24 protein-coding genes, 1 tRNA gene and 1 pseudogene are annotated in these 26,113 nt (G+C 53.1%); 15 read left to right on the top strand and 11 right to left on the bottom strand.

The window, feature by feature from the left end:
* Nucleotides 1-309: 309 nt before the first annotated feature.
* From OMR58_RS06395 to OMR58_RS06380, 4 genes are all read right to left on the bottom strand, one after another.
* Nucleotides 310-735 carry a hypothetical protein gene (locus OMR58_RS06395; RefSeq protein ID WP_264545482.1) on the bottom strand — a complete coding sequence of 142 codons (426 nt, stop codon included), beginning with the start codon at nucleotides 733-735 and terminating at the stop codon, nucleotides 310-312.
* Nucleotides 713-1,129, bottom strand: a complete 417-nt coding sequence (locus tag OMR58_RS06390; RefSeq protein WP_200561293.1) for a polymorphic toxin type 44 domain-containing protein — start codon at nucleotides 1,127-1,129, stop codon at nucleotides 713-715. The genes OMR58_RS06395 and OMR58_RS06390 overlap by 23 nt, the downstream gene beginning before the upstream one ends.
* Nucleotides 1,126-1,617 (bottom strand): Hcp family type VI secretion system effector, encoded by a 492-nt coding sequence (locus tag OMR58_RS06385; RefSeq protein WP_264545481.1) that lies wholly within the window; start codon nucleotides 1,615-1,617, stop codon nucleotides 1,126-1,128. Before OMR58_RS06385 ends, OMR58_RS06390 begins: the two co-directional genes overlap by 4 nt.
* A 274-nt stretch (nucleotides 1,618-1,891) precedes the next feature.
* A complete protein-coding gene (locus tag OMR58_RS06380) occupies nucleotides 1,892-2,146 on the bottom strand; it encodes a YkgJ family cysteine cluster protein (protein ID WP_105591334.1) in 255 nt (84 codons plus the stop codon).
* A gap of 255 nt (nucleotides 2,147-2,401) precedes the next feature.
* Between OMR58_RS06380 and yeiP the strand changes: the two genes are divergently transcribed.
* From yeiP to yejF, 9 genes are all read left to right on the top strand, one after another.
* Nucleotides 2,402-2,974, top strand: a complete 573-nt coding sequence (gene yeiP / locus OMR58_RS06375; RefSeq protein ID WP_105591333.1) for an elongation factor P-like protein YeiP — start codon at nucleotides 2,402-2,404, stop codon at nucleotides 2,972-2,974.
* Between the two features lie 84 nt (nucleotides 2,975-3,058).
* Nucleotides 3,059-4,042, top strand: a complete 984-nt coding sequence (locus OMR58_RS06370) for a CobW family GTP-binding protein (protein ID WP_200561353.1) — start codon at nucleotides 3,059-3,061, stop codon at nucleotides 4,040-4,042.
* A 37-nt stretch (nucleotides 4,043-4,079) separates the two neighbouring features.
* On the top strand, nucleotides 4,080-4,787 hold the full coding sequence (locus OMR58_RS06365; RefSeq protein WP_264545480.1) for a phosphatase PAP2 family protein: 708 nt from the start codon (nucleotides 4,080-4,082) through the stop codon (nucleotides 4,785-4,787).
* A gap of 522 nt (nucleotides 4,788-5,309) precedes the next feature.
* On the top strand, nucleotides 5,310-5,882 hold the full coding sequence (gene mepS / locus OMR58_RS06360) for a bifunctional murein DD-endopeptidase/murein LD-carboxypeptidase (protein ID WP_105591330.1): 573 nt from the start codon (nucleotides 5,310-5,312) through the stop codon (nucleotides 5,880-5,882).
* A gap of 211 nt (nucleotides 5,883-6,093) precedes the next feature.
* Entirely contained in the window at nucleotides 6,094-7,686 is a 1,593-nt protein-coding gene (locus OMR58_RS06355; RefSeq protein ID WP_200561287.1) for a cyclic di-GMP phosphodiesterase, read from the top strand.
* Between the two features lie 111 nt (nucleotides 7,687-7,797).
* On the top strand, nucleotides 7,798-9,606 hold the full coding sequence (locus tag OMR58_RS06350) for an extracellular solute-binding protein (RefSeq protein ID WP_200561285.1): 1,809 nt from the start codon (nucleotides 7,798-7,800) through the stop codon (nucleotides 9,604-9,606).
* Nucleotides 9,607-9,617: 11 nt separating this feature from the next.
* Nucleotides 9,618-10,709: a microcin C ABC transporter permease YejB gene (locus tag OMR58_RS06345; RefSeq protein ID WP_105591327.1), complete on the top strand. Its 1,092-nt coding sequence runs from the start codon at nucleotides 9,618-9,620 to the stop codon at nucleotides 10,707-10,709.
* Nucleotides 10,709-11,734 carry a microcin C ABC transporter permease gene (locus OMR58_RS06340; RefSeq protein WP_200561283.1) on the top strand — a complete coding sequence of 342 codons (1,026 nt, stop codon included), beginning with the start codon at nucleotides 10,709-10,711 and terminating at the stop codon, nucleotides 11,732-11,734. Before OMR58_RS06345 ends, OMR58_RS06340 begins: the two co-directional genes overlap by 1 nt.
* 1 nt (nucleotide 11,735) lies before the next feature.
* Entirely contained in the window at nucleotides 11,736-13,319 is a 1,584-nt protein-coding gene (gene yejF / locus OMR58_RS06335) for a microcin C ABC transporter ATP-binding protein YejF (RefSeq protein ID WP_200561281.1), read from the top strand.
* Nucleotides 13,320-13,438: 119 nt separating this feature from the next.
* Here the strand turns inward: yejF and OMR58_RS06330 are convergent, their stop codons facing one another.
* The 3 genes from OMR58_RS06330 to rsuA all read right to left on the bottom strand — a co-directional run bounded on the left by OMR58_RS06330 (nucleotide 13,439) and on the right by rsuA (nucleotide 16,210).
* On the bottom strand, nucleotides 13,439-13,786 hold the full coding sequence (locus tag OMR58_RS06330) for a YejG family protein (protein WP_105591324.1): 348 nt from the start codon (nucleotides 13,784-13,786) through the stop codon (nucleotides 13,439-13,441).
* Between the two features lie 492 nt (nucleotides 13,787-14,278).
* Nucleotides 14,279-15,478 carry a Bcr/CflA family multidrug efflux MFS transporter gene (locus OMR58_RS06325; RefSeq protein ID WP_105591323.1) on the bottom strand — a complete coding sequence of 400 codons (1,200 nt, stop codon included), beginning with the start codon at nucleotides 15,476-15,478 and terminating at the stop codon, nucleotides 14,279-14,281.
* A gap of 27 nt (nucleotides 15,479-15,505) precedes the next feature.
* Complete coding sequence (rsuA, locus tag OMR58_RS06320; RefSeq protein WP_200561277.1) at nucleotides 15,506-16,210, bottom strand: 16S rRNA pseudouridine(516) synthase RsuA; 705 nt, start codon at nucleotides 16,208-16,210, stop codon at nucleotides 15,506-15,508.
* Between the two features lie 186 nt (nucleotides 16,211-16,396).
* Between rsuA and OMR58_RS06315 the strand changes: the two genes are divergently transcribed.
* Together OMR58_RS06315 and rplY are read left to right on the top strand one after the other, a co-directional pair.
* The gene (locus tag OMR58_RS06315; protein ID WP_264545479.1) at nucleotides 16,397-18,151 is read left to right on the top strand and encodes a DEAD/DEAH box helicase; all 1,755 of its coding nucleotides are present in this window, start codon (nucleotides 16,397-16,399) and stop codon (nucleotides 18,149-18,151) included.
* A gap of 126 nt (nucleotides 18,152-18,277) precedes the next feature.
* Complete coding sequence (gene rplY, locus OMR58_RS06310; protein WP_105591320.1) at nucleotides 18,278-18,562, top strand: 50S ribosomal protein L25; 285 nt, start codon at nucleotides 18,278-18,280, stop codon at nucleotides 18,560-18,562.
* A 97-nt stretch (nucleotides 18,563-18,659) separates the two neighbouring features.
* Here rplY and yejK read toward each other — a convergent pair whose 3' ends face one another.
* Nucleotides 18,660-19,664 carry a nucleoid-associated protein YejK gene (yejK, locus tag OMR58_RS06305; protein ID WP_200561273.1) on the bottom strand — a complete coding sequence of 335 codons (1,005 nt, stop codon included), beginning with the start codon at nucleotides 19,662-19,664 and terminating at the stop codon, nucleotides 18,660-18,662.
* Nucleotides 19,665-19,825: 161 nt separating this feature from the next.
* Here yejK and OMR58_RS06300 point away from each other — a divergent pair, with 161 nt between their 5' ends.
* The 3 genes from OMR58_RS06300 (at nucleotide 19,826) to OMR58_RS06290 (ending at nucleotide 21,988) form a co-directional block, all read left to right on the top strand.
* Nucleotides 19,826-20,053, top strand: coding sequence for a YejL family protein (locus OMR58_RS06300; RefSeq protein WP_200561271.1), 228 nt, complete (start codon nucleotides 19,826-19,828; stop codon nucleotides 20,051-20,053).
* A gap of 21 nt (nucleotides 20,054-20,074) precedes the next feature.
* A complete protein-coding gene (yejM, locus tag OMR58_RS06295; protein WP_200561269.1) occupies nucleotides 20,075-21,835 on the top strand; it encodes an LPS biosynthesis-modulating metalloenzyme YejM in 1,761 nt (586 codons plus the stop codon).
* Nucleotides 21,836-21,911: 76 nt separating this feature from the next.
* Nucleotides 21,912-21,988, top strand: a tRNA-Pro gene (locus tag OMR58_RS06290).
* A 199-nt stretch (nucleotides 21,989-22,187) separates the two neighbouring features.
* Here OMR58_RS06290 and OMR58_RS06285 read toward each other — a convergent pair.
* The 3 genes from OMR58_RS06285 to malI form a co-directional block, all read right to left on the bottom strand.
* Nucleotides 22,188-22,388, bottom strand: a complete 201-nt coding sequence (locus OMR58_RS06285; RefSeq protein ID WP_200561267.1) for a hypothetical protein — start codon at nucleotides 22,386-22,388, stop codon at nucleotides 22,188-22,190.
* Nucleotides 22,389-22,409: 21 nt separating this feature from the next.
* Nucleotides 22,410-22,748, bottom strand: coding sequence for a hypothetical protein (locus OMR58_RS06280; RefSeq protein ID WP_200561265.1), 339 nt, complete (start codon nucleotides 22,746-22,748; stop codon nucleotides 22,410-22,412).
* A gap of 417 nt (nucleotides 22,749-23,165) precedes the next feature.
* Nucleotides 23,166-24,197: a Mal regulon transcriptional regulator MalI gene (malI, locus tag OMR58_RS06275; protein WP_205066240.1), complete on the bottom strand. Its 1,032-nt coding sequence runs from the start codon at nucleotides 24,195-24,197 to the stop codon at nucleotides 23,166-23,168.
* 258 nt (nucleotides 24,198-24,455) lie between these two features.
* Here malI and malX point away from each other — a divergent pair.
* Nucleotides 24,456-26,070 (top strand): annotated as a pseudogene (gene malX / locus OMR58_RS06270) (maltose/glucose-specific PTS transporter subunit IIBC).
* The last annotated feature ends 43 nt before the right edge of the window (nucleotides 26,071-26,113 follow it).

Below are 26,113 nucleotides of genomic sequence, written 5' to 3'. Positions count from 1 at the left end.
GCAAACAACCTGCGGAGACAACGCTGAAACGTTTCAAGGATTGTGGTCGTTATTGATGTGTTGTGGCAAGTTTTACTGCAAACGGCATAGCAGATTTTTGACGGTCCGCACATTTTGTTGAGATTTGTCACAGAAAACCCCCGGCGCTATGGCTTTAGCTGAAGGGGTGCTGAAAGCAGGGGGATTTATCGGGAAAAGTGCTGAAGAGAGGTTAAGCAGAGGTTTGATGGCCTGAAGAATCCATTAGAGAACACGGGGTAAACGTCATAGTTTTGTCGAAAAGAGCCGGTAAGAAAGCCGGCTAATATCTTAGAACGGTGCGGAGTTGAGATAGATAGGAACCGAAAAGATCGAATCCCGCACCACATAAGAAGCTGGGCTCTGAAAATTATAAATGGTGCCTTTTATCGACAGATAGATCGCATCGTTCTCAACCTTCTTTAATGCGTCTTTATCCGTAGTTATCATGAAAGGCTGAATATCGCCTTCCAGGCTTGTTGCAAACTCTTTATCACTTTTCGCTGCATCATAGAGATAGAAACGGTATGAAAAGCCGGTCGTGGCACCTGCACTCGCCTCTGTGATATATAAATTAGCCAGGCTATTAATGTGTACTTTGTTGATAACCCGCTGATCGAGCGGTGAGACGTGCAGCGTTTGGTAAATCCCGACGATGACAAATATCATCAGAATAAATAGCAGATATGGTTTCTTAAAAACCCGAGCGTTTTGCATAGTCTATTCCCATTCTAATCCACGCCTGATCGTCTGGATCATCCCCATACGGTGAAGTAAGATACCAATCACCAAACGCGGGTTTACTCGTTCCTGCGCGGCTTTGCGCCCATCCAGCCGCCCTTAGCAGCACTTCTTCCGAAATTCCTGCTGCCTGACCTACTGCGCCATAGTGGAAATTACCAAAGTTAGCATACTGCCTGCCGCACTGGTTTTTGTAATCCCAAGGGCCATGCCCTCTTACCTGCTTGTAGAACCAGGCATAAGTCAGTGCTGAGGGACCGCGATGGAATCGAGCCATCATCATGTTTTTTATGATGCTGACGCCGGGCGGAGAAAACGAAGACACATCGAATGGCGGGTGAGGTGAGGCTGCTAATGTTGGGTATCTCATGCCTGAGCCCTCTCATTCCAGGCATCAGAAAAAATAATATTGCCGTCACAATGTTTCCAGGTAATTTTTTCATAACGAAGCTCTACGCACTCAAGGTGATTATGCTTCTCTTTAGCAGCGTCTTTGGTATCGTGCATCACCGGCGAAACACCAACAACCTTCACTCCTTCAAGTAAAATGTTGAAATATTCTGCTTCCTGACCAGAGTAATCGATACGATACCATTTGAACTCTGCTGATTTCAGTGTCTGGCCAGTAGCGACAGCTTTGTAGAGGTAAGGCGATGAGGAATCAAATTCCTTTTGGATGAGAACAGCAGAATGTCTTCGGGTGCCAGTGATCTTACCTGTCATTCCATCAGTGGGTATACTGAGATTATGGGAAAACCCTGTGATTTCAATGCTTCCCTCACGCCCTTGAACGTCAACAGATCCTTTTATTGCTGCACCACCGTCATCTTTAAGCCATAGATAAGCGGGTATAGCCATTTTCTTTCCCTCATGTTGTTATAAATATCCACAGGGAAAGTGTACCTGGTCGAACTTTGCAGAGTAAATTATCAAAATCAGTAAAGTTAGCGTTACTGAAACATCAGATTGCTAACGCTCCAACTCAAATTGGAAGGCTCAATTTTATCGAATGTAGATGCTAAAAAATGTTTGAAATCTGGCATTGTGCGATCACACATTCGCCTTACGAGCGGACGTGTTAAGTTCCAATTTATTGTTAAGCAAAGTGGCTCTGCCAATCTCAAAGTTGAACCTAAGGTGCCGTTGCGGCTTCCAGATTCACCAGATAGGTCATCGCGTCAAGGCTGCTGGTGCCGCACATATCCCGCGAAGGCTGTAATCCACCGCACACCTTCGGTCGCAGCGGCGAGCCAAAAATATTGCACAAATTGCGATCGTTAAGCTGAATACAGCGGGTGTTGGCCGGCTTGCCGTTGGGCATGCCCGGGATCGGACTGGAGATGGAAGGCGCAATACAGCAGGCTCCACAATCAATACGGCATTCCATCAGATAATCTCTACGCTAAGTTACAGGGCGCCACATTAGCAGAAGCCCTTTCGTTACGATACAGAATGTCGCGAATGTCAGATTATATCGTGAAGTGTGGCCTTATCCGCTGTAAACCACCGACGCTCGGGATATCCTCATGATTACAATTCCCGCTTTTTTCCGCTTAGCCATGCAGGCAGATCTTGCCTGAAAGCCCGGGCGCGAGTACCTTGTCGCGATAAATTTTCCTCTCTTCCACGTGAGATCCGTTTTATGCCAAGAGCGAATGAAATCAAAAAAGGTATGGCCATCAGCTACAACGGCAAACTGCTGTTGGTAAAAGACATTGATGTGCAAAGCCCAAGCGCACGCGGTGCGTCCACGCTGTACAAAATGCGCTTCACGGATGTACGCACCGGGCTGAAGGTTGAAGAGCGCTTCAAAGGCGATGACATCCTCGACACGATTTCCCTCAGCCGCCGCCAGGTCACCTTCTCTTATATAGACGGTGACGAATACGTCTTTATGGATGACGAAGATTACACCCCGTACAACTTCAAGCAGGATCAGATCGAAGACGAACTGCTGTTCCTGCCGGAAGGCGGCATTCCAGGTATCCAGGTGCTGACGATGGATGGCCAGATCCTGGCGCTTGAGCTGCCGCAGACCGTGGATATGGAAATTGTTGAAACCACGCCGGGTATTAAAGGTGCCTCTGCCAGCGCCCGTACTAAGCCAGCAACGATGAGCACCGGTCTGGTTATCCAGGTACCGGAATACCTCAGCAACGGTGACAAGATCCGCATTCATATTCCCGAGCGTCGTTATATGAGCCGCGCAGACTAGTTCTGCCGGACAAGGGCGATGTGCAATGACATCGCCCTTTTTGTTATGTTATAACAAAAAGAAAACGCATTAACTGGAGCAATGATGACCCGGGTAAATTTGATCACCGGCTTTCTTGGCAGCGGAAAAACCACCACGCTGCGGCATTTACTGGCGAATAAACCCGACGGTGAAAAGTGGGCGGTACTGGTCAACGAATTTGGCGAAGTAGGTATTGATGGTGCGCTGCTGGCAGAAACCGGTGCCGTGCTGAAAGAGATCCCCGGCGGCTGTATGTGCTGTGTAAACGGGCTGCCCATGCAGGTCGGACTGAATATGCTGCTGAAGCAGTCAAAACCGGATCGGCTGCTGATTGAACCTACCGGTCTGGGTCATCCGAAACAGATCCTCGATATGCTATCGGCCAGCGTGTACGAACCCTGGATCGATCTGCGCGCCACGCTCTGCCTGCTCGATCCGCGCCAGCTGCTGGATGAACGGGTGGTGGATAATGAAAACTTCCGTGACCAGCTGGCCGCTGCCGACATCATTATTGCTAATAAACAGGATCGCTGGGACGACGCCAGCCGCCAGGCGCTGCTGAACTTCCAGCAGCAGTCAGCCTCCGGCCGCACGCTGGTTACCACCCAGCACGGCGAGATTGATGCGGCGCTGCTGGACACCCCACGCCGCAATCTGCGCGAATTACCCCATCCCGCCCATCATCATCACAGCACCGCACCATCGCGGCTGTCGGCACTCAAGCCTGACGACAACATGCCGTGGCGGCGAGCGCTGAATGAGGGCCAGGGATACTATGCCTGCGGCTGGGTTTTCAACGGCGATACGGTGTTTGATACCATCGGCCTGCTGGAGTGGGCAAGGCTGGCACCGGTTTCCCGGGTGAAAGGCGTCATGCGGATTGCGGAAGGTATGGTCAGCATTAATCGTCAGGGTGCAGACTTCCATATTGAGACCCGCAGCACCGAGCCCCCGGACAGTCGCATCGAACTTATCGACGATGCGCGCGCGGATTGGAACAGTTTGCAAACTTCTTTGTTGAAACTTCGTTTACACTATCAGGGATAATCTACGCCGCGACTTAGCTAATGACACTCTGGTATTTATGACGACTAAACGCTTACTGACCATCCTTTTACTCAATGCGCTGGGGTTAATCCTCTTTTTCTCCTGGTATCTTCCCGCAGGCCACGGCCAGTGGTTTGCCATCGATAAAGGGATTTTCTACTGGTTCAACGACCGCATGGTGACCAGTAAACCCCTGCTGTGGCTGGTAGCCATCACCAACTTCCGCGCATTTGACGGTGTCTCTCTGTTGGCGATGGGTGGTCTGTATCTGCACTTCTGGCGTCGTGAAACGCCGCAGGGCCGCCGCCGAATGCTGGCCATCGGCATCACCATGCTGATTACCGCCGTGGGCCTGAACCAGCTCGGCCATCTGATCCCGGTTTCACATGCCAGCCCGACGAAATACTTCCCGGACGTGCATCATGTCTCGCAGCTGACCGGTATTCCGACTAAAGACTCGTCAGCGGACAGTTTCCCCGGCGACCACGGCATGATGCTGATTATTTTCGCCTGCTTTATGCTGCGCTATTTCAGCCACCGCGCGTTTGCCGTGGCGGTGCTGATCGTACTGGTGTTTGCAATGCCGCGCGTGATGATTGGCGCCCACTGGTTTACCGACATTGCCGTCGGCTCCCTTTCCGTGGTGCTGGTGGGAATGAGCTGGTGGCTAATGACGCCGGCCAGCGACTATCTGGTGAACTGGCTCTACCGTCATTTACCGGGTAAATATAAACCGGCCAGGTAATTCCCCTTATAAACCTGCAGTACATTCCGCATTAAGGATAAATATTTTTCTTATCTTTAATGCGGATTAGAAATCAATTAGCACGCTAACGTAGTAAATCACTCAGAACATTTCATTATGTCCAGGCAGGTGAGATCGACAAGGTAACCAACTGTCATTCTTTGAGATTATTCCTAATCTCGCAGCCGCTATGCCTTCTGTCACAAAGCTGTGCTGTCTGGCACGCTAAAACCTCCATTATTGTCCGTTCTCTAACCAAATGCGTATCTGGTTATTTCACATCAAAAAAACCTATAAAAAAGTACTTAAAACCCCTCGCCATGGGCGTTGTAATGGGGTAACCTCGTTTCCGGTTAGGCAAAATGGGTAAAATATTTCGGTCTGTTACATTTTAAAACGTGCTCGCTAACACATTTTAAAGATTCCGAAATTGTCATCTTGTGATGCGCTAATTAATCTCGTTTCGTTTCGCATTTTAACTAACGACTCTGTCGTTAAGGACTTCAAGGGATTACAAACATAATGGTCAAGTCTCAACCTATTCTGAGATATATCCTGCGGGCAATCCCCGCCGTCGCATTTGCGGCACTTTTGTCAGCATGTAGTTCGAACAGCGGGCACAATGTACAAACTGATACTCATGCAGTTAAAGACCAGAATGGTTTTTTACTTCAAGCGTCTCAGGATGAATTCGAACAGATGGTTCAGAACGTGGATATTAAATCCCGTTTAATGGATCAATACGCAGACTGGAAAGGCGTGCGTTATCGTTTAGGCGGTACCAGCAAACGTGGCATTGATTGCTCAGCCTTTGTTCAGACTACGTTTCGTGAACAGTTTGGTTTAGATCTTCCTCGTTCCACTTATGAACAGGAAGACAGCGGAAAGAGTATCCAGCGCGCGAAACTGCGCCCGGGTGATTTAGTTCTGTTCCGCGCAGGCTCTACGGGGCGTCATGTTGGTATTTATATCGGTAATGACAACTTCGTACATGCATCGACCAGCAACGGCGTGATGATTTCTAATCTCAACGAATCGTACTGGAAAAATCGCTACCGCGATGCACGACGGGTTCTGAGCCGAACTCAAAGCTGATTTCATCGTTTGAAGTCTGCGAAACACGAGAGAAAAAACGCTGCCCCGGCAGCGTTTTTTTTCGCCTGTTTTCCAGCAAAAAAACTATTGATAATCAAAAGAATATGAAGACAGAAACCCGCCGCCGTTATATCCTGCATTGCTTACACCAGAGAAGCTGTTTGTTACTAATAAATAATAAAAAACCGGCTATAACGGGAGATATCACCCCATGCCACTGCCAACAAACGTCACGCGACTGGTTCCCCAGCAGCGCAAGATAGTCTGTCTGAGTGCCGCCATTGGTTTTATTTTTTTTCTGTTGTTTATTGTTATTACCCTGAGTATCACCTGGAACCGCCATTCCGAAAGTCACAGCCGGCTGGCTGGCTACACGCAAAGCTACGTCATTAATCTGTTCGGTGAACTTCAGCAAACGCTTCAGCCTTTACAGGCCGCCGCCAGTATTGCCAGCTGCGACCAGATCCGTAATGACCTGATCCAGCGCGCCGCATTCGCACCCAATATTCGTGCCATTTTGCTGGTCAAAAACGGCGTTGCCTTTTGCTCGTCTGCCACCGGACCGATGTCACTGGCGGTAAAAAGCATTTCTCCCTTAACCGACATAGCTAAACCACTGGATGTTCGCCTGATCCCCGACACGCCAATGGTTCCGGGCAAACCCGCAATCGCCATTTGGCTGTCCGATGCCAATCACCCGTCCTACGGCGTGTTTGTCACTTTGAACGTTAACCTGACCCCTTACCTGCTGCTGACCTCCCGTCATCTGGAGATCGCCGGAATGGCGATAGCCACAAAAGATAACGCGTTAACCACCTGGAATGACGGAGTGGTTAAGCTTGCAGATTTGCCGCAGCATCCGCTGCGCACGATTTCCATTCCCGGTTACCCCATGACGCTCTATTTCTATGGGGAGACGCTTCCTGCGCGCGATGTTCATGTCATCCTTCTCGCCGGACTGTTACTCAGCATCATCGCCGCCTTTGCCTGTTTCCTTGCGCTTTTGCTGCGTCAGCGCCAGGGAAAGGAGATCCAGCTGGGTATGAAGCGTGGCGAATTTCACGTCGAGTACCAGCCGGTAATAGAAGCCAGCACCGGGCGAACTTACGGGCTTGAAGCCCTGTTGCGCTGGACACATCCGACCGAAGGCCGAATACCGCCCGACTCGTTTATCAGCTATGCCGAAGGCCAAAATCTGATCGTTCCGCTTACCCGGCATTTATTCCAGCTTGTGGCACGCGATGCGCATCAGCTGTGCCAGATTATCCCTGCCGGAACGCGTCTGGGTATTAATCTTTCCCCACTGCATTTAAGTTACCCGACTTTTCGTCAGGACGTGCTCGATTGGCTGGAAGCCATGCCGCAAAATCATTTCGAATATATTTTCGAAATTACCGAACGCGCTATGGTGGATGACAACAGCGCGGATGAAATCTTCCATTGGATCCGCCAGCAAAATATTAAAATTGCGATTGATGATTTTGGCACCGGCCACAGTGCGTTAATCTATCTGGAAAAGTTTAAATTTGATTACCTGAAGATCGATCGGGGTTTTGTTCTCAGCATTGGCACTGAAACCGTTAACTCTCCGGTACTGGACGCCGTGCTGAATCTGGCGCAGAAACTGAATCTGAATACGGTAGCCGAAGGCGTGGAAACCGCCGAGCAGGCGCTGTGGCTGATCAATGGCGGTATTACCCATATGCAGGGTTATTTATTCAGTCGGCCGCGAACAGTACCCCAGCTGGTGGATTATTTTATCGACCAGTCCGTGTCAAACGATCGCACGGTACTGGTTGGTTAGCATCAACTGTCAAAACGGGTAAAAAGGCTTAACTATCATTGCGCCCGGTTAGCTTTACTGTCAGTCTGACTTGCCTGTCTTTTTCAATAACCTTCGGGAGCCTGTTAAACCATGATTGTGCGCGTTGTTGCCCTTGCTTTATTCAGCCTGACCGCAGCCTGCGCGCAGGCTGAAAAGATTAATGAGAGCTACAGTTTTGCCCAGCTTGGTACTGCAAAATACGCCACAGGCTTCACGCATTTTGATTACACCAATCCCGCTGCGCCAAAAGGCGGCAGTATTACCCTCTCGGCAATTGGCACCTACGATAACTTTAACCGCTATGCCATGCGCGGCAGTCCCGGCGCGCGTACAGAAGCACTGTATGACAGCCTGTTCACCTCTTCCGATGATGAAGTGGGCAGTCTCTATCCGCTGATTGCCGAATACGCACGCTATCCCGACAATTATCGCTGGGTGGAAGTGAACATTAACCCGCTGGCGCGCTTCCAGGACGGCTCCGCCATTACCGCCGCCGATGTCGCCTTTAGCTTTAATATGTTTATGACTCAGGGCGTGCCGCAGTATCGGGTGTTCTACAAAGGGGTGACGGCTAAAGCGATTTCCCGACTGACGGTGCGCTTTGAACTGCCTCAGTCCGACCGCGACAAAATGCTGTCGCTGTTGTCATCACCGGTATTCCCGGAGAAATTCTGGAAAAATCGTAATCTGGGTGAGCCACTCCCCTACCCACCGCCATCGAGCGGACCCTATCGCATTACTGCCTATAAAGTCGGCCAGTCAATCACCTACTCGCGGGTAAAAGATTACTGGGCAGCAAACCTGCCGGTGAATAAGGGTCGTTTTAACTTCGACAAAATCCGCTACGACTATTATCTCGATGATAACGTGGCATTCGAGGCATTTAAGGCTGGCGCGTTTGATTTCCGGGCGGAAGGTTCGGCAAAAAAATGGGCCACGCAGTACAACGGCAATAACTTTGAACGCGGCTATATCATCAAAGATCCGGTGCCGAATACCGTCGCTACCGACACCAACTGGCTGGCCTTTAATATTCAGCGTCCGCAGTTTAGCGATCCGAAAGTGCGTGAAGCGCTGTCGCTGGTGTTTGATTTCGACTGGATGAACAAGGCGCTGTTTTATAATGCCTATAAGCGAGTCGACAGCTATTTCCAGAATACAGAGTACGCTGCACGCAACTACCCTGACGCCAGCGAACTGGAAATACTTGCCCCGCTAAAGGGGCAGTATCCACCTGAAGTCATTGATAAAATTTATCAACCGCCGACAACTGACGGCAGTGGATACGACCGGAGCAAACTGCTGCAGGCGCTCGATCTGTTAAAACAGGCCGGTTGGGAATTAAAGAACAGACAGCTGGTCAACGTTAAAACCGGCAAAGCAATGCGCTTCGAACTGCTGCTGCGTAGCGGCGGCAGCGACCAGTGGGTGCTACCGTTCCAACATAATCTGTCGCGTATCGGTATTACCATGGATGTACGCCAGGTGGACAGCTCGCAGTATCTTTCCCGCCTGCGCAGCCGTGATTTCGATATGCTGCCCTCGCCCTATGCCGCTTTTGCCACCCCCGATACCGGCCTGCAGTTTTACTGGGCCAGCAGCTATATCAATTCCAGCTACAACAGGCCGGGCGTCAATAGTCCGCTGGTCGATAATCTGATTGAACAGATTAACCAGCATCAGGGCGATAAACCGGCGCTGATCGCTCTGGGACGAGTGCTGGACCGGGTGCTGCTGTGGAACTACTACATGATCCCCATGTGGTACAGCGCCAGCGATCGTTATGCTTACTGGAATAAATTCTCGATGCCGACCACTCGCCCAACCTATTCGCTGGGCTTTGACAGCTGGTGGTACGATGTCAACAAAGCCGCACAGCTGCCGGCGCAGCGTCGTTAAGGAGCCTGACTGTGGGTGCGTATATTCTTCGTCGCTTACTGCTGATTATTCCCACCCTGTGGGCGATTATCACCATTAACTTTTTTATCGTGCAGATTGCACCAGGTGGCCCGGTCGATCAGGCCATTGCCAATATTGAGTTTGGACAGACCACCGGCCTGCCGGGTGCTGCCGGCGAAAACGCGGCCCACTCGCGAAGTTCGCTGAATGCCTCCCCCGCTGACGGTCAGTATCGCGGTTCCCGCGGTCTGGATCCTGAGGTGATTGCCGAGATCACCAAGCGCTACGGCTTTGATAAACCGCTGCACGAGCGTTACTTCACCATGCTGTGGAACTATATCCGCTTTGATTTCGGCGACAGCCTGTTCCGCAGCAGCTCTGTTATCCAGTTGATCAAAGAAAGCCTGCCGGTGTCGGTAACGCTGGGGCTATGGAGCACGCTGATTATTTATCTGGTTTCGATTCCGCTGGGCATCAAGAAGGCGGTACGCAACGGCAGCGCGTTTGATATCTGGAGCAGCACGGCGATAATCATCGGCTACGCCATTCCCTCTTTCCTGTTCGGTATCATGCTGATTGTGCTGTTTGCCGGAGGCAGCTACCTCGACTGGTTCCCACTGCGCGGACTGGTCTCACCGCAGTTCGACAGCCTGCCGTGGTATGGCAAAATCACCGACTATCTCTGGCATATCACCCTGCCGGTGCTGGCGACGGTAATCGGTGGCTTTGCGACGCTGACCATGCTGACTAAAAACTCGTTTCTTGATGAAATCCGCAAACAGTACGTCGTTACCGCCCGGGCCAAAGGGCTGGATGAGGAGAAAATTCTTTACCGCCACGTGTTCCGAAACGCCATGCTGTTAGTGATCGCCGGTTTCCCCGCCACCTTTATCAGCATGTTCTTTACCGGCTCGCTGCTGATTGAGGTGATGTTCTCGCTTAACGGCCTGGGTCTGCTGGGCTACGACGCGACCATTCAACGCGATTATCCGGTGATGTTTGGCACGCTGTACATTTTCACGCTGATCGGGTTACTGCTGAACATTATCAGCGATATCACCTACACGCTGGTCGATCCGCGTATTGATTTCGAGGGGCGCTGATGAGCCATTTAAATCCGATTAATCAGGCCCGCTGGGCGCGGTTTAAGCATAACCGCCGCGGATACTGGTCGCTGTGGATCTTCCTGGTGTTTTTCGTGCTTTGCCTCGGCTCCGAACTGCTGGCGAACGATAAGCCGCTGGTGGTGCACTATCAAGATCGGACCTATTTCCCGCTGGTGGTGAACTATACCGAAAGTGATTTTGGCGGGCCGCTGGACACCCCGGCAGATTATCAGGACCCATGGCTGAAGCAGCGGCTGGACAGCGCGGGTTGGGCTATCTGGGCTCCAATCCGCTTCGGCGATAATACAATTAACTTTGCCAGCACCCGCCCCTTCCCTTCCCCGCCCTCGCTGGAAAACTGGCTGGGCACCGATGCTAACGGTGGAGACGTGCTGGCACGCATTCTCTACGGCACGCGGATTTCCCTGATGTTTGGCCTGATGCTGACGCTGTTTTCCAGCGTGATTGGCATTATCGTCGGCGCAACCCAGGGCTATTTTGGCGGTAAAGTCGATCTGTGGGGACAGCGTATTATTGAGGTCTGGTCGGGCATGCCGACGTTATTCCTGATTATCCTGCTCTCCAGCGTGGTGCAGCCCGGCTTCTGGTGGCTGCTGGCGATTACCGTGATTTTCGGCTGGATGAGCCTGGTCGGCGTGGTTCGCGCGGAATTTCTCCGCACGCGTAACTTCGACTACATCCGCGCCGCACAGGCGATGGGGGTCAGCGACTGGCGCATTATGTCGCGGCATATGTTGCCGAATGCGATGGTCGCCACGCTGACCTTCCTGCCGTTTATTCTTTGCGGATCGATCACCACGCTGACCTCGCTGGATTTTCTTGGCTTCGGGCTGCCAATGGGTTCGCCGTCGCTGGGGGAGCTCCTGCTACAGGGTAAAAATAATCTACAGGCTCCGTGGCTGGGGCTGACCGCCTTCTTCTCGCTCGCGATCCTGCTGTCACTGTTAATTTTTATTGGTGAAGCCGTGCGCGACGCCTTTGACCCGAGCAAGGTACACTGATATGGCGCTACTTTCGATTCAGGATCTGAGCATTGCTTTTCGCCAGGGCGGCGTTGAACGGCGCGTGGTGGACGGGCTTTCGCTTTCGGTGGATGCCGGTGAAACCGTGGCGCTGGTCGGCGAGTCAGGCTCAGGTAAAAGCGTGACGGCGCTGTCGGTGATGCGGCTACTGCCTTCACCGCCGGTGGTTTACCCGCAGGGTGATATCCAGTTTGCCGGTCAGAGCGTGCTGCATGCCGATGAACGCACGCTGCGCGGCCTGCGCGGTAACCGTATAGCGATGATTTTTCAGGAACCGATGGTTTCGCTAAACCCACTGCACAACATAGAAAAGCAGCTTTATGAAGTGCTGTCACTGCATCGCGGGATGCGCCGGGAAGCCGCACGGGCCGAAATGCTCAGCTGCCTGGAACGTGTGGGCATCCGCAATGCAACCAGGCGATTAAATGATTTTCCCCACCAGCTTTCCGGCGGCGAGCGCCAGCGCGTAATGATTGCTATGGCGCTGCTGACTCAGCCCGAACTGTTAATTGCCGACGAACCCACGACCGCACTGGATGTGACGGTACAGGCGCAGATCCTCACCCTGCTGAAGGAGCTGAAGCAGGAGCTGAATATGGGCCTGCTGTTTATCACCCATAACCTGAATATTGTGCGCCAGCTTGCGGATAGCGTAACCGTGATGCGCAACGGCCAGGCTGTGGAACATAACAGCACACAGCAGCTCTTTGCCGCACCGCAGCATCCTTATACTCGCCAGCTGCTGGATGCTGAGCCAGAAGGCCGGCCGGAACCCGCGGATACTCAACAGGCACCGTTGCTGAAAGTGGATAACTTACAGGTAGCGTTCCCGATTAAAAAGGGGCTGATGCGCCGCACGGTGGGCTATCATCATGCATTAAAATCGCTGAGTTTTAGCCTGCATCCGGGTGAAACGCTCGGTCTGGTTGGGGAATCCGGCTCCGGTAAAAGCACCACCGGACTGGCGCTGCTGCGGCTGATTGCTTCCGGTGGCGATATCTGGTTTAACAACCAGCCGCTGCACCAGTGGAACCGCAAGCAGATGCTGCCGGTGCGCCGTCAGATCCAGGTGGTGTTTCAGGACCCTAACTCGGCGCTGAATCCGCGGCTTAACGTGCTGCAAATCATTGCAGAAGGGCTACAGGTTCACCACCCCGAGCTGGATGCCGGGCAGCGGGAAGCAAAGGTGATTACCGCAATGGAAGAGGTCGGCCTGGACCCCGAAACGCGCCAGCGCTATCCGGCAGAGTTTTCCGGCGGTCAGCGCCAGCGTATCGCCATCGCCCGCGCGCTAATCCTGCAACCGCAGCTGATCATTCTGGATGAACCAACCTCGTCACTGGACCGTTCGGTGCAGAAACAGATCCTCGCCCTGCTGAAACAGCTTCAGCAACAGCACCGGCTGGCCTACATCTTTATCAGCCACGATTTGCAGGTGGTGCGTTCGCTTTGTCATCAGGTCGTGGTGCTACAGCAGGGAGAAGTAGTCGAACAGGGAGAATGTGAGAAGATTTTTAATACGCCACAGCAGGAATACACTCGCCAGCTGCTGATGCTGGCCTGATCGCGAGATCGACGTGCTGCTACGGGTTTAGTTATGACGTTCTGCGGCCGGGTCAGGCTTAATCAAAACGTCTGGCGGTGGGGACAAGCTTGTTCAAATGTGGTGAGACTCAGCCTGACCTAATCGCGGCGCTCACCGGCAAAGGTTTCAGCTATACCGACGCCGAAATTCTTCAGGCGGCAGGTGGTGGTGCATTCATCCTGCCGATGAACAAACAGGCAGGGCTCGCCTTCCAGCTCCAGCACGGAACACTCCAGCTGCATATCAGCCAGTGCCAGTTTGATGTTCTGCATAATTTCCCATGCAGAATCACCGTTGTGGCTCAGCAGGCGCAGCCCGATCAAGTCGTCATCGCTGTTTAACACATTGGCAGCTTGCGGTTCTACGGTGAAGCCGACAGGCCCACCGCAGCGTCGATAACTGGCTGGCAAACGATGTACCACTGAATGTTGTAATGTATTCAACATAGTCCCCCCCAGAGTGACCTTTAAACAATTTTTTCACAATTATTTTACAAGGTAAATCATCAATTGTGGAAATAACTTTAACGTGCTGATAAACAGCATTATTTATCTCAGGCAGTTTTAATTACCTGACTTATCCACATTTTTTATAGTCTTTTTTTGAGAGGTAACTCTCATTTATTCGCTATATTTACCGCGTTACCCTCGGGATCACAACCGTTTTCGTAGCAATATTGTTACTTTTTCAGGGTTAGCATTTCACAAATAATCAACAGAACGGTGAAAATGTCCGGTACTTGATCAAATGCATCGCTGCCCGGCTACAGTCAGGCGTGCCCGGGTACGGAAGAGAAACAGCACGCAAACAGGCTGGATGAACGATTCGAAGATTGATGTCTGAAGCGGATTAACGGATGGCAGCAAAGACCCTGTACCTGAGCACCGGGGATTGGGGATTCGGTATACTACCGGGCCAAAAGCGGCCCGGCAGCAGAATCAGGCGGACTGAGCGTGACGCGGGCGCGCCGCATAAAGGAACAGAACAACCGATAGCGTAGCGCAGATAAAGATCGCTGTGACCATCGGCCACGCACTGTTAAAGGTCATGGTAGACAACAGCGCCCCGGCCAGCGCGCCCACACCAAAACGCAGCGTGCCCGCCAGGGAAGAAGCGGTTCCCGCCATATGAGGGAATTCATCCAGGATCACCGCCATCGCATTCGATGACACCATCGCTACACAGCCGATAAACATCGCCACGCCAAACACCAGCGGCAGGAAGCCGAGATCCAGCGCGCTAACCAGCAGCAGCCAAACCGCCATAGTGAACTGGACCAGCAGACCAAAGCGGAACATCGCCAGCGGACCAAAACGCCGAACACAGCGGCTGTTCAGCAGCGTCATCAGGAACAGGAACACCACGTTCAGTGCAAAGTAGTAGCCAAAATGCTGCGGCGAAATATGGTTCAGCTCGATGTAAACGAATGGCCCGGCGTTGAGAAAGGAGAACAGCCCGGCAAACGAACAGCCGCTGGCCAGCATATAGCTGAACACCCGCTTATGGCGAAACAGCGAAAGGAAATTACCCAGCGTGGTACGCAAATTAAACCGCTGTCGCTTCTCCTTCGGCAACGTCTCCTTTATCTGGGTTACCACCAGCAGCGTGGTAATAATCGCCGCCACGGAAATCGTCCAGAAAATAGCGTGCCAGCTCCAGATCAGCAGTAGCCAGCCACCGACGATCGGCGCCAGCAGCGGTGCCACGGTGGTCACCAGCATCACGAACGACATCATGCGCGAGAATTCCTCTTTCGAGTAGCTGTCGCGCATCAGGGCGCTGATCACCACGCTGCCCGCCGCCGCCGACAGGCCGTGCAGGAAACGCATATTGATCAGCTGCTCAATACTCTGCGAAAGCGCACAGGCGGCGGCAGCCACCGCAAAGATCAGCGTGCCCACCGCAATCACCGGCTTGCGGCCAAAGCTGTCCGCCAGCGGCCCATAGATAAGCTGACCAAGTGCAAAGCCAAGAATGTAGGCGTTGAGCGTCATCTGCACGCTGCCCGCCGACACGCCAAACTCGCGAGCAATCTGCGGCAGCGCAGGCAGATACATATCGATCGAAAGCGGCATCAGCATCGCCAACAGACCGAGGATCACCACCAATCCTGCGGAAGAATTCTTATCCTTTGACACTCACTGCCCCTTTGAAATTATTGTGCGCTAGCGCGCCAGCCCAACGCTGGCGACTTCTTCCTCAGTCAGCGCGCGGTACTCTCCCGGCTCCAGATCGGCATCCAGACTGATATCACCAATACGTTCGCGATGCAGCTCCACCACGCGGTTCCCCACCGCGGCGAACATCCGTTTAACCTGATGGTAACGACCTTCACTGATGGTCAGGCGCACGTGATGTTCGTCGAGCGCTTCCAGCACCGCCGGTTTGGTCAGCGTCTTCTCATTGTGCAACTGCACGCCTTCGGCAAACTGCTGCGCCGTGTCGTCGCCCAGCGGATGCTCAAGAGTCACCAGATAGGTTTTCTCGCAGTGGTGGCGAGGAGAAGTAATACGGTGTGACCACTGACCGTCATCGGTCATCAGCACCAGACCGGTGGTATCAATATCCAGCCGTCCGGCGGCATGCAGCTTATAGGCGGTCGGCTCGGCGAGGAAATAAAGCACGGTAGGATGATCGGGATCGTCGGTAGAACACACATAACCCACCGGCTTATTCAGCATGAAATAGCGCGGCCCCAGCTGCTGCTGCAGCGGATTACCGTCAAACTCCACCAGACTTTCAGGGGTCAGTTTAAACGAGCCATCGCGCACGACTTCGCCGTCAACGGTCACTCTTTTTGCTCGCAGCTCACGTGCGGCGATGGCGCGGCTGACTTCCAGCTGCTGGGATAAAAACTTATCAAGTCGCATTAACTCTGCACTGCCTGTATTTTGGAATGAAAACTGACGATTAACGTCTTGTGATGTGGCGCGAAGCGCTCATCCAGAATGGAATGCACAGTATAGCCGCAGAAGTCCCTGCATCACAGAGGGAATAGTCCTCATAACGCCCTTTCGTGGCATAATAGCCAAATATTTTTTCCGCAGTGAGTGTTCATGTCTTTTACCCTACGCCCCTATCAACAGGAAGCGGTGGATGCCACCGTCAGCTACTTTCGCCGCTCCGCCGAGCCGGCGGTCATCGTGCTGCCGACCGGCGCGGGCAAAAGCCTGGTGATTGCCGAACTGGCCCGCGTGGCGCGTGGTCGGGTACTGGTGCTGGCGCATGTCAAAGAACTGGTGGCGCAGAATCACGCGAAATATCAGGCTTATGATCTGGAGGCGGACATCTTTGCCGCCGGACTACAGCGTAAAGAGAGCCAGGCAAAAGTGGTGTTCGGCAGCGTGCAGTCGGTGGCACGAAACCTGGCGCAGTTTGACGACCGTTTTTCACTGCTGATTGTTGATGAGTGCCATCGCATCAGTGATGCCGACGACAGCCAGTATCAGCAAATCATCAACCAACTGCGTCAGCGCAATCCACAACTGCGCCTGCTTGGCCTTACCGCCACGCCTTACCGGCTGGGGAAAGGTTGGATCTATCAGTTCCACTATCACGGCATGGTGCGCGGCAGCGAGCAGGCGATGTTTCGCGACTGCATCTATGAGCTTCCGCTACGCTATATGATTAAGAACGGCTTTCTGGTACCGCCTGAGCGGCTGGACATGCCGGTGGTGCAGTATGATTTCAGCCGTCTACAGGCGCAGGAAAATGGCCTGTTCAGCGAGGCCGATCTCAACCGTGAACTGAAACAGCAGCAGCGCATCACGCCGCATATCATTCAGCAGATCGTCGAATTTGCTCAAGAGCGTCAGGGAGTGATGATCTTTGCCGCTACCGTTGAGCATGCCAGAGAAATTCTCGGCCTGCTGCCGGACAGTAAAGCCTTAATCAGCGCCGGAACGCCCGCCGCCGAACGCGACGCGTTGATTACCGCCTTCAAGGCGCGTGAGCTGCTATATATGGTCAACGTCGCGGTACTGACCACGGGCTTTGATGCGCCCCACGTCGACCTGATTGCCATTCTGCGCCCCACCGAATCGGTCAGCCTTTACCAGCAGATTGTCGGCCGCGGACTGCGCCTCAGTCCGGGGAAAAGCGACTGCCTGATCCTCGACTACGCCGGTAATCCCCACGATTTGTTCACGCCGGAAGTGGGGACGCCAAAAGGGAAAAGTGACAATAAGCCAGTGCAGGTTTTCTGCCCCGGCTGCGGTTTCGCCAACACCTTCTGGGGGAAAACCACCGCCGACGGCACGATTATTGAGCACTTTGGCCGCCGCTGCCAGGGCGTGCTGGAGGATGATGAAGGCAACCGCGAACAGTGTGACTATCGCTTTCGCTTCAAGAACTGCCCGCAGTGCAATGCCGAAAATGATATTGCCGCCCGTCGCTGCCGCGAGTGCGACACGATTCTGGTCGATCCCGACGATATGCTGAAAGCCGCGCTGAAGCTGAAGGATGCGCTGGTACTGCGCTGTGCGGCCATGGTGCTGGAGGCCGGAAGCGACGAGCACGGCGAATGGCTGAAGGTGCGCTACTTCGATGAAGAGGCCAGCGAGGTGAGCGAGCGTTTCCGGTTGAAAAGCCCGGCGCAGCGCACCGCCTTTGAGCAGCTTTTTTTACGCCCGCACCAGCGCGCACCGGGCGTGCCGCTGAACTGGAAAACGGCTGACGATATCATCAGCCTCCAGCCGCTGCTGCGCCATCCCGATTTTGTTGTCGCCCGCAAACAGCGCCATTTCTGGCAGGTGCGGGAAAAAGTCTTTGATTACCAGGGACGTTTTCGCCGGGCTAATGAGCTGCGCTGAGTTTATTACGTTGCCCACAGCGGCAAACGAGGCTATAATGCCGCCCGCTTTTGCTATGCAAAAGCTGAACAATCCGCCTGCTGCTGGGTCGCCTGTAGCAGGGACAAAAACTGAAGAGACTTTAAAATGTTCACTATCAATGCAGAAGTACGTAAAGAGCAGGGTAAGGGTGCGAGCCGCCGCCTGCGTGTAGCTAACAAATTCCCAGCTATCGTTTACGGTGGCAAAGAAGAAGCTATCGCTATCGAACTGGACCACGACTCCGTAATGAACATGCAGGCTAAGCCTGGTTTTTACGAAGAAGTGCTGACTCTGGTTGCAGATGGCAAAGAAATCAAAGTTAAAGTGCAGGCTGTTCAGCGTCACCCGTTCAAGCCAAAACTGCACCACATCGACTTCGTTCGCGCTTAATCGCTCGTTCGTTACAGATGTAAAAGAAACGCCGCATATGCGGCGTTTTTTTTATGCTGAATTCGGGCAGACCTGAAATCAGATCCGCCCTATGCGGCTACTTACCGCTGGTGCGGCGCTGCAATTGATCGCGAAGATTCGGCGGCGTGCCTTTAATGGTCAGCGTATCGGTGGTCGGGTCCCAGAAAATACGCTCGCCCAGCAGCATAGCGTCAAAATTAAGGGTTAAACCACCGCCGCTACCGGCAAACTTGGTCAGCTGACGCAGGGTGCTGCGATCGGCCGGGAAGCTATCTTCCAGCTCGTAGCCCTGCTCGGCGGTAAACGCCTGGAAGGTTTTTTCACCCAGCGGCGCCAGCTCTTCCGACAGCCCCTGAAGTTCGATCTCTTCACCCGCCTGCAGCTGCTCGTTGCAATAGCTGTAAACCTGCTGACGGTAGTTCTGCCGCTCGTTTTTATCGAGGCTGGCTTCCGCGCAATAGTCATCCACCGCCTGCAGCAGCCCACGGTTCTGCGCCTTGGTATCCAGACCCACGCTGGCACCGAGGAAGTCCATAAAGAAGTCGGCGACTTTGCGCCCTACCCGACCGCGCAGGAAGGTCAGATAACGGGTCGATTCAGGGTTAGCTTCCCACTCGGTCAAATCGACGCGCGCCACGATATCGGCATGATTAATATCCAGGAACTGCGTGCTGCTGATATCCAGCTCTTCGTTCACGCGCATACTGTTCTGGCTGCTCAGCACGGCGATCAACAGATAGTTTACCGCCAGGTAGCGGTAGTGACCAAACAGCACCACGCCACTTTCTGCAAAGGGATATTTACCCAGTTCATCGCGCAGGCGGCCGGTGGCGGCACGGCTGAAAGCCAGAAAATCATCCTCGCCTTTGCGGCAGTTGCGCAGCGCCTCGGCCAGCTCGCTCTCTTCGTTGAACAGGCCATAGGCTTTACTTTTGGCGCTGTAAACGCGGTGCAGCTCTTCCATCATGGCGGTAACCGCCGGGGTGGACGGCAGCAGCGAATCACGCAGAACCAGATCCAGCGTCTGTTCATCACGTTTGATCAACTGATGAAGGGCAATCTGGTCGATATCCAGACTCATGGTAAACTCTCCTTTTGGCACAGGCGCGTATTCAATCACCGAGTGCTATTTCGATCAACCAATCAGCAACAACATTAACCCGTTGCTGACGATAAAAATGCAGAAAAAAACGTGCTGTTACGGTAAAATGACGCCTTTTAAATCTCAGTAAAATAGACGCTATGGCACAATCATCCCGTTACAGTAACGAACGCGTGGAAAAAATCCTCGCAGAACTGGTCCAGGTACTGGAAAAAAACCAGACTCCTACCGATCTTTCCCTGATGGTTTTGGGAAATATGGTGACCAACCTGCTCAATACCAGCGTTGCACCTGCGCAGCGCCAGACTATGGCTCGTTCGTTTGCCGAAGCGCTTCAGGCGTCGGTACGCGAAGATAAAGCCCACTGATGAGACGACTCTGATCCCGTTATGGTAACAAATCGGCAGCGCTACCGTGAAAAAGTCTCCCAGATGATAAGCTGGGGGCACTGGTTCGCCCTGTTTAACATCATTTTTGCGTTCATTCTGGGTAGCCGCTACCTGTTTGTTTCCGACTGGCCAACCTCGCTGGCCGGTCGGATTTATGCGTTTAGCAGTTGGATCGGGCACTTCAGCTTTATCGTCTTCGCCGCGTATCTGCTGATCGTTTTCCCGTTGACCTTCGTGGTGATGTCGCAGCGGCTGTTACGCTTCCTGTCGGCGATTATCGCCACTGCGGGACTGACGTTGATTCTGGTCGATGGCGCGGTTTTTGAACGATTCCACCTGCACCTGAATCCCGTTGTCTGGGAACTGGTGATTAACCCCGATCAAAGCGAACTGGCGCGCGACTGGCAGCTGATGTTTATCAGCGTGCCGGTGATTTTCCTTGTGGAGATGCTGTTTGCCACCTGGAGCTGGCAAAAGCTGCGCAGCCTGAACCGCCGCAGCTTCGGCAAACCGCTGGCGGCCCTGTTTATCAGCGCCTTCTTTGCCAGTCATCTGATGTATATCTGGGCGGATGCTAACTTCTATCGCCCGATCACGATGCAGCGTTCGAACCTTCCGCTTTCCTATCCAATGACAGCGCGACGCTTCCTGGAAAAATACGGTCTGCTGGATGCGCAGGAGTATCAGCGCCGCCTGGTGCAGCAGGGGAATCCTGAAGCGCTGTCGGTCGCCTATCCGCTGAGCGATATTACCGTCAGCGATCGCGGTACACGCAACAACCTGCTGGTCATCACCGTGGACGGGCTGAATGAAGCCACCATGCCTAAAATGCTGCCGAATCTGACGCGTTTCGCCGAAAGCAATGTGCGCTTTAGCCAGCACTTCAGCTCCGGCGGCACCGATGACACCGGTCTGTTTGGGCTGTTTTATGGTATTTCCCCGAGCTATATGGACGGCGTACTCTCATCACGCATTGCTTCAACGCTGATTGGCACGCTGGGCCAGCAGGGGTATCAGTTTGGCCTGTTTGCCAGCGACGGCTTCAATTCGCCGCTGTATCGCCAGGCGCTGCTGTCTGATTTCTCTCTGCCGGAAGCACGCGAACAAAGCAACGATCAGACGACCACCCAGTGGCAAAACTGGCTGAACGGGCACAGAAACGATAGCAATCCGTGGTTCTCCTATCTGTCATTAACCACCGCAGATAACAGCGGCGGGGATAGTTCCGATAAGCAACGCCTTCGTCGGTACAGTCGGGCCGCTGCCAATGTCGATCAGCAGATACAAAGCGTGCTGGCTACGCTTGAACAGAAAGGGCTGTTAGACAAGACAGTGGTGGTCATTACCGCTCAGCACGGCGTGGTGCTGGAAGGTGATGACAATCCGGGCAATCGCGCAGCGCTACAGGTGCCGATGATCGTGCACTGGCCACAAACGCCCGCACAAACGGTGAATAAACTCACCGATCATCAGGACATTATGGCAACCCTGATGCAGCGTCTTCTGCATGTGAATACGCCGCTTGCTGACTATTCGCAGGGGGAAGACTTGTTTTCTGCGAAGCGTCGTCATAACTGGGTGGCAAGCAGTATCAGCAACCACCGCCTGGTCATCACCACCGCCGATGAGACACTGCTGCTGGATAACAACGGTAGCTATACGGCGTGGAATTCGCAGGGTGAAGAGCTGAAGAATCACAAGCCACAGCTGGCGCTGCTGCTTCAGGTGCTGACCGACGAAAAACGTTTTATCGCTAACTGACTGTATAAATATAACGCAGTCAAGATGTTAGCTACTTGCATTCGAAGGCCAGTTCAGTAAACTATGCTGCAAATATCGGCACGTAGCGCAGCTTGGTAGCGCACGGTCATGGGGTGTCCGGGGTCGGAGGTTCAAATCCTCTCGTGCCGACCAAATACCTAAAAAAAACCAGCCTCTTACGGCTGGTTTTTTTGTGCCTGAATCATGCCCTGCATCCACAGGCTAAAGACTAAGATAATTTAGCCTGTGTAATCGTTAGGTTTGATTGAAATCCACTCTATTTGTGAATGTAAAAGGCCTCTGTTAAAAGAGGCCCTATATGACACAGACCAGCACAATGACACTGACGCAGTCATCTTCTGGAAAAGAATACAAATATCCCATCGGTGATCTTGACCATACCAAACATGCTCAAAACGGTTATCACCAGATTAGAAAGCTCGCGTGGGGCAGCATAAAAGGTATTTTCAAATACCCCCGCCCCATTCAGCAAGGCCGCCACAATCAGGATGGATAGAAGTAATATTATGCCCCTGAATATTTTGCGTTTCATTTTCAAGCCTTTAAAGGATCATCACCAAGAACAACCACCATTATTATTTCCGCAGTTTGAATTTGAGTTACTCCCGTTATTATTATTTGAGCCGGAACCGCTCTCAAAACACCCGCCAGCAAGCGCACCACCAGCTAATCCTAAAGCCAAACCGCCTAGTCCACCGATGGATCCAGCAATCATTCCACCGATGATTCCATTATTACAATCCGTGACGTAGTTGCTATTCCCGTTCTGATTTCCTCCTCCAGACCCTGATTGGCTACCTCGCTTTCCAGCTCTGCCCGCAGCACTGTAATTATCATTTCTACCACCAGAACCGGTAACAGATTCCATTTTTAAAATATTTAGCTCCATCACATTTATAATCCCTTATAAGAAGTTAGCATTAAATTCAAACTGCAACCAAAGAATACATTCATATGATTTAAAATTACAAGATATTTAATAGGAAACAATCAATGAAATAAATTACTTAAATATCAACAAGATAGATTTATTATGATCTCATTAAAATCAATTACACATAAAAATAAGCTATTTTTTACAAAAATAATTGAACATCATCACAATTACCAAAACCTAATACATTCAACCTTTAAATACAATAACTAACAAATCAATGCGGCATAGGATATTATCGCATCAGGAATTAGAATTTAATATCGCACTCAGGAACATGATAATAGGTCTTTGACGAAAACGATCGGGCTACTTAATCTGTCGCTGCGATAATTGATAAAACCCGCCCGCTAAGGCGGAATGTATCAATTCGATTCACGCCGACGCCCTCTCCACCAGCGCAGGCGGCACGATAATATTCTGCGCTTCCAGATTCTGCCCACCGATGCGCAGCAGCAGACGCCGCGCCGTAGCGTGGCCAATTTCACGCGCGGAGTTGGCAATTGAGGTTAGCGGCGGTTCGGTCAGCTCGGACTCGGGGGCGTCTTCCATGCCAATCAGGGCGATTTTTTGCTGGAAGAAACTGTCAACTGCGCCGCCGCCAACTTCAGCGCCGGTCCGCAGCACGCCAAAATACGCCCCCAGCGCCACGGAAGATTTATGGCAGACGATGGCGCTGATTTTTGGATAGTGGGAGAGCAGCAGTTCCGTCGCATCCGCCGCACACTTTTGCTGATAATCGCATTCGATAATCCATTCCGTGCGGAACGGCAGGCCGTATTGCAGAAGCGTGGCGCAAAAACCGCCGAGCCGTTCGGCGCGGGTCAGTGAATTACTCAGCCCTCCGAGATAGGCGATCTGCTTGTGCCCCTGCCTTATCAGGTATTCCGTGGCCATTTTTGCCGCCAGCATATTGTCGGGGCGGACCACGTCAACGCCGTCAATGCCGCCGGAACGGGTGGCACAAATCAGCGGCACGCCCTGCTCTTCGGCCTTTTCCTTCAGGCCGCTCATTGCCCCTTCACCGCCGGCAATCACAATGCCGTCCACGCCGTGCGTCAGCAGCGTATCGAAGCAGCGCATCAGACCTTTTCCCGACGCTCCGCTTTGCAGCAGGAACAAAACTTTGCCCTGCGCTTCAAACATTTCGCTCAGACCCGCGGTCATTTCGGCGTAAAACGGCTCGCAAATGTCGCGGACAATCAGCCCGACCACGCCGGATTCGCCGCCGCGCAGCGTACTTGCCTGACGATTGCGCACAAAACCCAGCTCATCCACGGCGCGGTTAACCCGCTCTGCCGTCGCCTGAGAGATACGCCCCTTGCCGCCCAGCACCAGTGAAACGGTGGTGACAGACACACCGGCGTGGCGGGCCACGTCGATAATCGTGATCTTTTTATGGTTCATCGGACTTTATCGTTCATACCGGACTCCACGAAACGGCATCGCTCACGGCCGCCATTATACGTACCCGGAAGCAAAAAATTAGCCTGGTCAGAGAGTTATATATGATTAAGCAATTTTAGTAAAACGTTAAACCTTTTTTAAACCCCGTTATGTCTGGAATGATCGGATAGTGTGAGCTTGAACACGCATTGTTTTGGTAAAACGTTTTATCTTAGCCACCAGCAACACAAAGCCTAACAACACCATTGGGGAGCGGGTATGCCTGCACATAAAAAACAACGTTTCACACTCTGGGAGTTCTTCCAGAGTCTGGGTAAAACTTTCATGCTGCCGGTCGCGCTGCTGTCGTTTTGCGGCATTATGCTCGGCATTGGCAGTTCACTGAGCAGCCGCGATGTCATCACCCTGCTACCGGTGCTGGGCAATCCCGTTCTTCAGCTGATTTTCGTCTGGATGAGCAAGGTTGGCTCTTTCGCCTTCAGCTTCCTGCCAGTGATGTTCGCTATTGCGATTCCGCTGGGGATGGCGCGTGAAAATAAAGGCGTTGCCGCTTTCTCCGGCTTCGTCGGTTTCACCGTGCTGAATCTGGCCGTTAATTTCTATCTGACCGCCAACGGTACGCTGCCCACTACCGATCCGGCGGTGCTGAAAGCCAATAATATCCAGAGGATTTTTGGGCATTCAGTCTATCGATACCGGCATTCTGGGTGCGGTGATCGTTGGCATCATCGTCTACCGGCTGCACGAGCGCTTTAACACCATACGCCTGCCGGACGCGCTGGCGTTCTTCGGCGGTACCCGCTTCGTGCCGATTGTCACTACCGTAGTGCTGGGTCTGGTCGGTTTACTGATCCCGCTGATCTGGCCGTTCTTCGCTGCCGGGATTACCGGCCTTGGCCGCCTGATCCAGGGCGCGGGCGTATTTGGCCCGATGATTTTCGGCTCCGGCGAGCGTTTCCTGCTGCCGTTCGGCCTGCAGCACATTCTGGTGGCGCTAATCCGCTTCACCGAAGCAGGCGGAACGTTAGATGTCTGCGGCCGCGAGGTCAGCGGCGCGCTGACCATCTTCCAGGCACAGCTCTCCTGCCCGACCACCCACGGTTTTTCTGAAAGCGCAACGCAGTTCCTGTCGCAGGGTAAGATGCCGGCCTTCCTCGGCGGTCTGCCGGGTGCCGCGCTGGCCATGTACCACTGCGCCAAACCTGAAAACCGTCATAAAATTAAAGGGCTGCTGATTTCCGGCGTGGTTGCCTGCGTGGTCGGTGGCACCACCGAACCGATCGAATTCCTGTTCCTGTTCGTGGCTCCTGCGCTGTACGTGATCCACGCATTCCTGACCGGGCTGGGCTTCACCGTGATGTCGGTGCTGGGCGTGACCATCGGTAATACGGACGGCAATATCATTGACTTTGTAGTGTTCGGGATTCTGCACGGCACCGCTACCAAGTGGTATCTGGTGCCGGTTGTGGCGGCCATCTGGTTCGCGGGTTACTACGCTATCTTCCGCTTCTCAATTACCCGCTTTAATATCAAAACCCCGGGCCGCGAATCGGACAGCCTGCCGACCGCCGCCGCCGTACCGTCTTCCAGCAAATCGGGCTACAACGTGCCGGCTATTCTGAGTGCGCTGGGCGGTGCCGGTAACATCGTATCGCTGGACAACTGCATCACCCGCCTGCGCCTGTCGGTAGCGGATATGACGCTGGTGGATGATGCCACGCTGAAGGCTAACCGGGCGATTGGTGTAGTGCATCTTAATGAACACAACCTGCAGGTGGTAATTGGCCCACAGGTGCAGTCGGTGAAAGACGAGCTGGATGCTCTGATCCGTACAGCGGCCAGTCCTGCGGCAGCAGAACCACTTACCGTATAAACCCCAAGTGGGCGGCTCAGGCCGCCCTTTTCAGCTTTGTTCA

It is taken from the genome of Erwinia sp. INIA01, assembly GCF_025947915.1.
Classification (GTDB): domain Bacteria; phylum Pseudomonadota; class Gammaproteobacteria; order Enterobacterales; family Enterobacteriaceae; genus Erwinia; species Erwinia coffeiphila.
The sequence above is the reverse complement of the archived record's forward strand: the minus strand, read 5'-3'. Positions and strand labels throughout refer to the sequence as shown.